Source organism: Streptomyces sp. NBC_01454, assembly GCF_036227565.1.
In the GTDB taxonomy this organism is placed as follows: domain Bacteria; phylum Actinomycetota; class Actinomycetes; order Streptomycetales; family Streptomycetaceae; genus Streptomyces.
This window is the reverse complement of the sequence record NZ_CP109460.1, coordinates 213,996-226,023: the sequence shown is the minus strand read 5'-3', so window position 1 is coordinate 226,023 and position 12,028 is coordinate 213,996. Positions and strand designations below refer to the sequence as shown.

The window sequence follows — 12,028 nt, the reverse complement described above, 5'->3', positions numbered from 1 at the left end:
GCAGCGCCCGTCGAGGCGGGCCGGACACCTCCTAGGGGTTCTCTTAGAGTCCCCGGCCAGCGCTCAATTCGGCCGACCGGCGGCCACAGAATGTGATCAGCGAGTAGAGATTCCAGCGTCGTGGTCGCCGGTGTGAGGCAGGCCGCCGGTCCGCCGAGCGGTCCGGGGAAGGGAGCTGAACGGTGAGCGAGGGAAAGCTCCGCGACTATCTGAAACGGGTGACGGCGGATCTCCACCGCACCGGCAAGCGGCTGCGCGAGATGGAGGCCCGCGAGCGCGAGCCCATCGCGATCGTCGCCATGAGCTGCCGCTACCCCGGCAATGTGCGCTCGCCCGAGGACCTGTGGCAGCTGGTCGCCGACGGCGCCGACGGCATCACGCCCTTCCCGGAGGACCGCGGCTGGAACGTGGACTCCCTCTACCACCCGGACCCCGCCCACCCCGGCACGTGCTACACCCGGGAAGGCGGCTTCCTCCACGACGCCGCCGACTTCGACCCCGACTTCTTCGCCATGTCGCCCCGCGAGGCGCTGGCGACCGACCCGCAGCAGCGCCTCCTCCTCGAAACGTCCTGGGAGGCCTTCGAGCGGGCGGGCCTGCGACGGCAGACCCTCAAGGGCAGCCCCACCGGCGTCTTCGTCGGCGTCATGTACAACGACTACGGCTCGCGGTTCACCGAGCCGCCCGCCGGACTCGAAGGACACCTCGGCAACGGCAGCGCCGCCAGCATCGCCTCCGGCCGGGTCGCCTACACCTTCGGCCTCGAAGGCCCGGCGGTGACCGTCGACACCGCCTGCTCCTCCTCCCTGGTCGCCCTGCATCTGGCCTGCAACGCACTGCGCCAGGGCGAGTGCTCCCTCGCCCTCGCCGGCGGTGTGACGGTGATGTCCACCCCCGTCACCTTCCTGGAGTTCAGCCGCCAGCGCGGGCTGTCCGCCGACGGCCGCTGCAAGGCGTTCTCCGACGACTCCGACGGCACCGGCTGGGGCGAGGGCGCCGGCATGCTGCTGCTGGAGCGGCTCTCCGACGCCCGCCGCAACGGCCACCGCATCCTCGGCCTCGTCCGGGGCACCGCCGTCAACCAGGACGGGGCGAGCAGCGGGCTGACCGCCCCCAACGGGCCGTCCCAGCAGCGCGTGATCCGCGCGGCACTCACCGCGGCGGGCCTCGCCACGTCCGACGTGGACGCCGTCGAGGCACACGGCACCGGCACCACCCTCGGCGACCCCATCGAGGCACAGGCGCTGCTCGCCACCTACGGCCAGGAACGGGAAGCCGGCCGCCCGCTGTGGCTCGGCACGGTCAAGTCCAACATCGGGCACACCCAGGCCGCGGCCGGGGTCGCCGGCGTCATCAAGATGGTGCAGGCGATGCAGCACGGCGTGCTGCCCCGCACCCTGCACGCCGAGCGGCCCTCCACCCACGTCGACTGGAGCGAGGGCGACGTCCGGCTGCTCACCGACGCCGTCGACTGGCCCGACACCGACCGCCCGCGCCGCGCCGGCATCTCGGCCTTCGGCGTCAGCGGGACGAACGCCCACGCCGTCCTGGAACAGGCCCCGCCCGCCGACACCGCACCGCAGGCCGACGGCCCCGACGCGGCGGAGCCCGCACCCCCCGCCGAGCAGCCCCCCGCCGAGCAGCCCGCCGCCGCGCCGCTCCCGGTCGTGCCCTGGGTGCTCTCCGCCCGCAGTGCGCCCGCCCTCCGCGCCCAGGCGGCCCAACTGCTCACCCACGCAGCCCAGTTGACCGACGCCCGCGCCGAGGACATCGGCGCCTCGCTGGCCACCACCCGTACCGCCTTCGAGGAACGCGCGGTGGTGCTGGGCGAGGACCGCGAGGAGCTGCTCCGGCACCTCGCCCGGTTCGCGCAGGGTGACGACACCGCGGCCGTCCGGGGCACGGCCGGCCGCGGCAAGACGGCGTTCCTCTTCGCGGGCCAGGGCGCCCAGCGCCTCGGGATGGGCCGTGATCTCCACGCGGCGTTCCCCGTGTTCGCGGCGGCCTTCGACGAGATCTGCGCCCACCTCGACCCGGAGCTGCCCCAGCCGCTCGCGGACGTCGTCTTCGGCCAGGACGCGGCCGCGCTGGACCGCACCGGCTTCACCCAGCCCGCCCTGTTCGCCTTCGAAGTGGCGCTCTTCCGGCTCGTCGCCTCCTGGGGGCCGGCCCCCGATTTCCTCCTCGGCCACTCCATCGGGGAACTGGCCGCCGCGCACGTCGCCGGCGTCCTCTCGCTGCCGGACGCCTGCCGTCTGGTGGCGGCTCGCGGCCGTCTGATGCAGGAACTCCCGGCCGGGGGCGCGATGTTCTCGCTCCGGGCCGCCGAGGACGAGGTGCTGCCGCTGCTGGCCGACGCCGGCGAACGGCTGAGCGTCGCCGCCGTCAACGGCCCCCGGATGACCGTCGTCGCCGGCGATGAGGAGGCGCTCGCCCCGCTCGTCCGGCACTTCGAGCAGCAGGGCGGCAAGGCCAGACGGCTCCGGGTCAGCCACGCCTTCCACTCCCCGCTGATGGCCCCCATGCTCGACGCATTCCGTTCCGTGGCCGAGAGCGTGACGTTCCATCAGCCCACCCTCCCGGTCATCTCCAATGTGACCGGGGAGCCGGCCACCGACCTGGGAACCGCCGACTACTGGGTACGGCACGTACGGGAGGCCGTGCGGTTCGCGGACGGCATCCGCGCCCTGGACCGGCGCGGCGTCACCCGCTTCCTCGAAATCGGCCCCGACGCCACCCTCACCGCCCTGGCCCAGGGCTGCCTCGACGCGGACCCCGGCCACCCCGGCCCCCTGCTCGTGCCCGCCCTGCGCAAGGACCGGGGCGAGGCCCACAGCCTCCTCACCGCGCTGAGCGCCCTGCACACCCGCGGCGCCGGCCCCGACTGGGACCGCCTCTTCCCCGGCGCCGACCGCGTCGACCTGCCCACCTACGCCTTCCAGCGCGCGCGCTACTGGCTGGCCCCCGAGGCGGCCCCCGCGCACCGCACGGGCGAACACCCCCTGCTCCCGACGGCCATCACCCTCGCGGACCGCAGCGCCGTCGTCTCCACCGGACTCCTCACCCCCTCCGCACACCCCTGGCTCGCCGACCGGGCACTCGACGGCCGCGTCCCACTCCCCACGAGCGCCTACCTCGACCTCGCCCTGCACCTCGGCGCGGTCGCCGGCTGTGAACACGTCGCCGCACTCACGGTGGACGCCCCCCTCGTCCTGTCCGAGCAGTCCGCCGTCGAGATCCAGGTGGTGCTCGACGCCGCCGCGGAACCGGACGGGCAGCGCACCCTCACGGTGCACTCCCGCCCCGCCGACCGGCCGGACGACGAGACTCCGTGGACGCGGCACGCCCACGGCACGCTCACCGCACAGCCGCCCCGGCTCCCCGGCCACGACCTGCGGACCTGGCCGCCCGCCGACGCCCGGCCCGTCGACACCGGCCTGCTCCGCGCGACGCAGGAAAGCGACGCGGCCCCGCACGGCCCGGGCACTGTATGGCGGCAGGGCGACACGGTGTTCACCGAGGCCGCACTGCCCGAGGACTACCGCGGCGACGCGGCCCGGTTCGCCCTCCACCCGGCGCTGCTCGACGCCGTGCTCCAGGCGCTCCCGGCGGCGGGACACCCCGACGCCGTCGCCGTGTCCTGGCGCGACTGCGTGCTGCACGCGGTGGCCGCGGAATCGGTGCGCGCCCGCCTCGCCCCCGCGGACGACGGTGGCCTGGAGCTCCACCTCACCGACGAACTCGGCGAGCCGGTCGCCTCGTTCGGCTCCGTCACGCCCGTACCCGCCACCGAGTTCGCACCCCCGCAGGACCCGGCCGGCCGCGACGATCTCTTCACCGTCGAGTGGACCGGGCTGCGGCCGCCCACCGCACGGCAGCGGCCCCGCCGGGTCGCCGTCCTCGGCGCGGAAGAGGCCGGGGCCGACGCGGACGCACCCGCGTTCCACCGTGAACTGGACGCGCTCGCCACGGCCGTGGAACAGGGCGCCGAGGTTCCTGACCTCGTCGTGGTGCCCTGGCGGACCGCCGAAGCCGCCGAGTCCGGTGAACCGGCCGACGCCGCCCACACCTCGGTCGTGGACGCCCTGACGCTGCTGCAGAACTGGCTCGCCCGGCCGGGCCTCGCCGACGCGCGGCTGGTCCTCCGCACCCGGGGCGCCGTCGCCACCGGCCCGGACGAGACCGTCACGGACCTGCCCGCCGCCGCGGTGTGGGGCCTGGTGCGCTCGGCGCAGTCGGAGAACCCCGACCGCTTCCTGCTGGTGGACGCCGACGCCGACACCGACCTGTCCGCCGCGGTCGTCGACGCGGCCATGGAATCAGGGGAGACCCAGCTCGCCGTTCGCGGCACGCGCCTTCTGGCCCCCCGTCTGACCCGGCTTCCCCCGCACTCCCGGACCACCGCGTCCACATCTCCCACGGCCGGAGCCCGCTTCGATTCGTTCCGTACCGTGCTGGTGACCGGAGCCACCGGGACCGTCGGCGCCGCCGTGACCAGACACCTGGTGACCGGCCACGGCGTACGGCATCTGCTGCTCGTCGGCCGACGCGGTGCCGCCGCGCCCGGCGCCGTCCAACTGGCTGAGGAACTGCGTGAGTTGGGCGTCCGGGTGACCCTTGCCGCCTGCGATGCCGCCGACCGCACGGCACTGGCCGACCTGCTGGCCACCCTCCCCGAAGCACACCCCCTGGGCGCCGTCGTACACGCCGCCGGGGTGCTCGACGACGGGGTGATCTCCTCCCTCACCCCCGAGCGGATCGCCACCGTCCTGCGCCCCAAGGCCGATGCCGCGGTCAACCTCGACCGGCTCACCCGGGACCTCGACCTGTCGGCCTTCGTCCTGTTCTCCTCGGCCGCCGCCACCTTCGGCGGCCCCGGCCAGGGCAACTACGCCGCCGGCAACGCCTTCCTGGAGGCGCTCGCCCACCGGCGCCGCGCCGAGGGCCGCCCGGCCCTCGCGCTCGGCTGGGGCATGTGGGCGGAGCGCAGCGAGATGAGCGCCCGCCTGGACGAGACGGACCGGCGGCGGATGGACCGTGGCGGCGTCGGCGCGCTGTCCACCGAGGCGGCGCTCGCCCTGTTCGACCGCTGTCTGGCCCAGGACCGGGCCGTTCCGGTCCCGGTGCCGCTCGATGTCGCCGCGATCCGCAGAAGCGGACCGGCGGTCGCCCCCCTGCTCCGGACGCTCGCCGGCCGCCCCGCCAAGCGGACCGCCGCCCCGGCGGCCGCACCCGGCAGCGACCCCGCGTCCCCGGCCGCCCACGCACTGGCCGCCCTGGCACCGCAAGAGCGCCACGCCCACGTCCTCGACCTGGTACGCACCGAGATCGCCACCGTCCTCGGTCACGCCTCGGCCGGGCGGGTCGACGCCGAGCGTGCCTTCGGGGACCTCGGCCTGGACTCCCTGACCTCCCTCGAACTGCGCAACGCCCTCGGCCGCCGCACCGGACTCAGGCTGCCGGCCACCCTGGTCTTCGACCACCCCACGCCCGCGGCCGTCGCCACCTATCTGCTGGCCGAACTACTCGGCGATGGCGAGGAGGTGGCGGCATCCGGAGCCGACCTCACCACGGCCGGTGAGCCCGTCGCGATCGTGGCGATGAGCTGTCGCTTCCCCGGCGGCCTGCGGACCCCGGAGGCGTTCTGGGAGTTCCTGGCCGCCGGCGGCGACGCCATCGGCGAGTTCCCCGACGACCGGGGCTGGGACACCGCGGCGCTCTACGACCCCGACCCGGAGCACGAGGGCACGACCTACACCCGCCAGGGCGGTTTCCTCACCGAGGCCGACCGCTTCGACGCCGGCTTCTTCGGCGTCTCACCCCGCGAGGCCCTGGCCATGGACCCGCAGCAGCGGATCCTGCTGGAGGTCTGCTGGGAGGCGTTCGAGCGGGCCGGTATCGACCCGCTGTCGCTGCGCGGCAGCCGTACCGGCGTCTTCGCCGGCACCAACGGGCAGGACTACACCACCGTCCTGGGCAACGCCGCCGAGTCCGTGGACGGATACCTGGGCACGGGCAACGCGGCGAGCGTGGTCTCCGGCCGCATCGCCTACTCCTTCGGCCTCGAAGGCCCGGCCGTCACCGTGGACACGGCCTGCTCCTCCTCACTCGTCGCCCTGCACTGGGCCGTCCGTGCCCTCCAGTCGGGGGAGTGCTCGCTCGCCCTGGCCGGCGGCGTCACCGTGATGTCCACACCCGCCGCGTTCCTGGAGTTCAGCCGCCAGCGCGGACTGTCCGCCGACGGCCGCTGCAAGGCCTTCGCCGACGGCGCCGACGGCACCGGCTGGGGTGAGGGCGCCGGCGTGCTGCTGGTCGAGCGGCTGTCCGACGCCCGGCGCAACGGGCACCCGGTGCTGGCCGTCGTGCGCGGCAGCGCCATCAACTCCGACGGCGCCAGCAACGGCCTCACGGCGCCCAACGGCCCCTCCCAGCAACGGGTGATCAGGGCCGCGCTCGCCGACGCCCGGCTCACGGCCGGCGACGTCGACGCCGTCGAGGCCCACGGCACCGGTACCACCCTCGGCGACCCGATCGAGGCACAGGCGCTGCTCGCCACCTACGGCCAGGAGCGCACCGGGGACCAGCCGCTGTGGCTAGGCTCGGTGAAGTCGAACATCGGGCACACCCAGGCCGCGGCCGGCGTGGCCGGGGTGATCAAGATGGTGCAGGCCCTGCGCCACGGCCTGCTGCCGCAGACGCTGCACCTAGACACGCCCTCCACCCACGTGGACTGGGCCGAAGGCGCCGTGGAACTGCTGGCTGCCCCCACCACCTGGCCCGACCACGGGCGGCCCCGCAGAGCGGCTGTCTCCTCCTTCGGCTTCAGCGGCACCAACGCCCATGTCATCCTCGAACACGTCACCCCCGAGACGGCCGGGCCCACCGACCCGGCCGACGTGACGCACCCGGCGCCGGGCACACAGGATGCCGCCGATGCCGCCCCGCTGGCCGTCGTCTGGCCGCTGTCGGCCCGCAGCCCCGAAGCGCTCCGCGCCCTGGCCACCGCCCTGCACACGCACGCCGCACACCACGCCGACCTGCCCGCCGCGGCCGTCGGCCACGCCCTGGCCACCACCCGCGCATCCTTCGAGCACCGCGCGGTCGCCCACGGCACCGACCGCGCCGGCCTGCTGACCGCCCTGAACGGGCTGGCCGCCGGTGAGCCGGCCACCGGAGCCGTGGACGGCGTTGCCCGGCCCGGCGCACGCACCGCCTTCCTCTTCACCGGACAGGGCGCCCAGCGCCCCGGCATGGGCCACGAACTGCACCGCACCTTCCCGGTGTTCGCCCAGGCCCTCGACGAGATCTGCGACCACTTCGCCGGCCATCTCGACCGGCCGCTGCGCGACGTCATGTTCCACGACACCGACGGACTGCTGCACCGCACCGCATACACCCAGCCCGCCCTGTTCGCCATGGAGACCGCCCTCCACCGCCTCGCCGAGAGCACCGGCCTGCACGCCGACCACCTGCTGGGCCACTCCATCGGTGAGGTGACCGCCGCACACGTCGCCGGCGTGTTCTCCCTGGCCGACGCCTGCGCCCTCGTCGCCGCCCGCGGCCGGCTCATGCAGGCGCTCCCGGAGACCGGCGCCATGGTCGCGCTCCAGGCGACGGAGGACGAGGTGCGCCCGCTGCTCGACGGGCTCGACCGGCAGGTCTGCATCGCCGCCGTCAACGGCCCCGACTCCGTCGTGATCTCCGGCGACCGCGCCGCGGTGACACGCATCGCCGACCGGCTCGCCGCCGACGGCCGCCGGACCAAGCAGCTCCAGGTCAGCCACGCCTTCCACTCACCACACATGGACCCGATGCTGGACGGGTTCCGCACCGTCGCCGAGACGCTCACCTACCACCCGCCGCGCCTCCCCGTCGTGTCCAACCTGACCGGCGAGCCCGCCACCGAACTGGACCTCCCCGACTACTGGGTACGGCAGGTGCGGGGAGCCGTCCGGTTCCACGACGGCGTCCGCGGGCTCGCCGCCCAGGGCGTACAGCGCTTCGTCGAGCTCGGCCCCGACGGCACCCTCTCCGCCATGACAGCCGCATGCCTGCCCCCCGACGCCACCGGCACGGCGGTCATCCCGCTCCTGCACGACCAAAAGCCCGAGCCGCACGCACTCCTCGACGGTCTCGCCCGCGCCCACGTCCACGGCGCCGACCTCGACTGGTCCGCCGTCGCCAACGCCCACCAGGGGCATCGGGCCGTCGACGGCCTGCCCACCTACCCCTTCCAGCGGCAGCGCTACTGGCCCACTCCCCGCGCCCACGCGACCGCCGGAATCAGCCAGGCCGGCCACCCGCTGCTGAGCGCCGCCGTCGAACTCGCCGACGGCAGCCGCCTGTTCACCGGCCGGCTCTCGGTCGCCGACCAGTCATGGCTCGCCGACCACGCCCTGGCGGGCACCGCCGTCGTCCCCGGCACGGCCTTCGTGGAACTCGCCGTCCTGGCCGGCGACCGGGCGGGCTGCCCCCGGGTGGCGGACCTGACCCTGGTCAGCCCGCTCGTCCTGCCCGAGGAGGACGCGGTGGACCTCCAGGCGGTCCTCGGCGCCGACGACGGGCAGGGCCGGCGCCCGTTCACCGTCCATGCTCGGCGCACCGACCCGGCTCCCGGCGAGCCCTGGACGCTGCACGCCACCGGCACCCTCACCGCAGCCCACCCGGAGCCCACGGCGCCCGCCCCGTCGGCATGGCCGCCCGCCGGCTCCGAGCCCCTCCCTGTCGAGGACCTCTACGCACAACTGAGCGCCGGCGGTTTCGACTACGGGCCGCTGTTCCAAGGACTGGGCGCCGCCTGGCGCCACGGCGACGGCATACACGCCGAGATCACCCTGCCCCCGCCCGCACACCAGGACGCGGACCACTTCGCCCTCCACCCGGCGCTGTTCGACGCCGCCCTGCACGCGACCGCGTTCCTGCCCACGGAGGACACCGACCACGGACGGCTGCCCTTCTCCTGGCGCGGAGTGCAGATCCACGCCACCGGTGCCACGCAGCTACGGGCCCGACTCGACCTGTCCGCACCCGACACCGTGTCCCTCGCCCTCACCGACACTGACGGCCGGCCCGTCGCCGACATCGAGGCGCTGACGCTGCGCGAGCTCTCCCCGGACCGCATCGCGCTCTCCGCCCGCTCCGCCGGCCCCCTCTACCACCTCGACTGGCCCGTGGCCCCCCTTCCCACGACGTCCCCCGAGGAGCCGGCCCGCCTCCTCGTCCTGGACAGCGAAGACCTCGCCGCCGACCTGGACGGCGCGGGCCTGCCCGCCACCCGGCTGACCGGCCCCGACCTCCAGGAGGCCACCGGCACCGTCCTCGTGGCGCTCCCCACCGCCGACCCGCACGAGGCGGCGACCGGCGCACTGGCGCTGGTCCAGCGATGGCTGGCGGACCCGCCCGCCGCGGCCCGCCTCGTCTTCGTCACCCGGGGCGCCGTCGACGCCCCCGGCACCACCCACCACGATGCCGCGGCCGCCCCCATCTGGGGCCTGGTGCGCTCGGCACAGTCCGAGCACCCCGGCCGGTTCGTCCTCGCCGACCTCGACGGCCAGGACGCCTCCTACGCCGCACTGACCGCCGCACTGGCCACGAACGAGCCGCAATTCGCCGTCCGCGGCGGCACCGTGCACCTGCCGAAGGTCGCCCCCGTCCACGCCGGCACGGCGCTGCGCGAGCCCGTCGACGGCACCGGCTGGCGCCTGGGCATGACCGGCAAGGGCACCCTCGACCACCTCACCCTCCTGCCCCACGACGACGCCGAACGGCCGCTGGAACAGGGCGAGATACGCCTCGCGGTCCGGGCGGCCGGGGTGAACTTCCGCGATGTGCTGAACGTCCTCGGCATGTACCCCGGAGACGCCGGCGCCTTCGGCCTCGAGGGCGCGGGCGTGGTCACGGAAACCGGCCCCGGCGTCATCGGATTCGCCCCGGGTGACCGGGTGATGGGGTTGTTCCCGTCCGCGTTCGGGCCGGTGGCGGTGGCGGATGAGCGGATGGTGGTCCGGGTTCCGGAGGGCTGGTCGTTCGCGCAGGCGGCGTCGGTTCCGGTGGTGTTCTTGACCGCGTACTACGCCCTGGTGGAGTTGGGTGGGGTGCAGGCCGGCGAATCCGTGCTGGTGCATGCCGGTGCCGGTGGTGTGGGGATGGCTGCGGTGCAGTTGGCGCGGTATCTGGGTGCGGAGGTGTTCGCCACTGCGAGCCCGGGCAAGTGGGGAACGTTGCGCGCGCTGGGCCTGGACGAGGCGCACATCGCCTCGTCGCGTGATCTGGACTTCGAGCGGTCGTTCCTGGCGGCGACCGGTGGCCGGGGCGTGGATGTGGTGCTGGATTCCCTGGCGCGGGAGTTCGTGGATGTGTCGCTGCGGTTGTTGCCGCGTGGTGGTCGGTTCCTGGAGATGGGCAAGACCGACATCCGTGATCCGGAGGAGGTTGCGGCCGGGTATGAGGGCGTGCGGTATCAGGCGTTCGATCTGATCGAGGCGGGGCCGGATCGGATCGGGGAGATGTTTGCGCATGTGCGGGAGTTGTTCGAGGGGGGTGTGCTGGAGCCGTTGCCGGTGACGGCGTGGGATGTGCGGAGGGCGCCTGAGGCGTTCCGGTTCCTGAGTCAGGCGCGGCATGTGGGCAAGGTGGTGCTGACGATGCCGGTTCCGCTCGATGCGGAGGGGACGGTGTTGGTCACGGGTGGTACGGGTGGTCTGGGTGCGTTGGTGGCCCGCCATCTGGTGGCCGAGCACGGGGTGCGGCATCTGCTGCTGGCCAGCCGTCGGGGCCCGGACGCCCCGGGTGTGGACGGTCTTCGTGAGGAGTTGGCGGGTCTCGGTGCCGAGGTGGAGGTCGTCGCGTGTGACATCGCCGATCGTGCGGCGCTGAGCGGTCTGCTGGAGGCGGTGCCGAAGCAGCATCCGCTGACGGCCGTCATCCACACCGCCGGCGTACTCGACGACACCGTCGTCACCTCGCTCACCCCACAGCGGCTCCACGCGGTCCTGCGCCCCAAGGCCGACGCGACGGTCCATCTGCACGAACTCACCCGTGACGAGGACCTGGCGGCATTCGTCCTCTTCTCCTCGACCGCGGGGGTGTTCGGCGCTCCCGGCCAGGCCAACTACGCCGCCGCCAACGCCTTCTGCGACGCCTTCGCCGCCGAGCGAAGGGCCGCCGGGCTGCCCGCCACCTCCCTCGCCTGGGGGCCGTGGTCCCGCACGACGGGCATGACCAGCGGACTCACGGAAGCCGATCTGCAACGCATGGCCCGTGCCGGGCTGCCCGCCCTGCCCGCCGACCGCGGACTCGCCCTCTACGACGCGGCGCTCGACCGGCCCGAGGCCGCGCTGCTGCCGATGCTGGTCGATCAGCGCGCCCTGGGCTCCGGCGGGCCTGTACCGCCCCTGCTGAGCGGCCTGTTGCCGACCGCGGCACGCCGCACCGCAGCGGCCGGCCCGGCACCGGCCGGACCGGGCTCCGCCGAGAGCCTGACCCGGACGCTCGCCACCCTGACCCGCGACGAGGCCCACCACGCCGTACTCGACGTGGTGTGCACCCAGGTCGCCGCCGTGCTCGGCCACGCCTCCGCGGCCGAGGTCGGTGACCAGCAGTCGTTCAAGGACCTCGGCTTCGACTCGCTGACCGCGGTGGAACTGCGCAACCGGCTCGGCACCGCGACCGGGGCCCTGCTGCCCGCCACACTCGTCTTCGACTACCCCACACCGCTGGCCCTCGCCGACCACTTGTGCACGGAACTCGTCCCCGAGCACCCCGCGGGGACGGCCGCCGCACCGGAGGACGAAGCGGCGGTACGCGACGCCCTCGCCGCCATCCCCCTCGCACGGCTGCGGGCGGCCGGGCTGCTGGACGACCTGCTGGCGCTGGCGCAGCCGGAACCGTCCGCCGCGGACCGCGAGCCGCAAGCCGATGACGCCCCCGACTCCGACGCCATCGAGAGCATGGAAGTCGACGACCTCGTGCGCCTCGCGTTCGGCGCCACGGACGGCTGAACACCGCCGTCCCGACGAAGCCACACCCC

Annotated in this window: 1 protein-coding gene; it reads left to right on the top strand. The window is 74.6% G+C overall.

Translation table 11 applies throughout. The features are described from left to right. Positions 1 to 182: 182 nt before the first annotated feature. Positions 183 to 11,999: an SDR family NAD(P)-dependent oxidoreductase gene (locus OIU81_RS00630; protein WP_329141955.1), complete on the top strand. Its 11,817-nt coding sequence runs from the start codon at positions 183 to 185 to the stop codon at positions 11,997 to 11,999. The last annotated feature ends 29 nt before the right edge of the window (positions 12,000 to 12,028 follow it).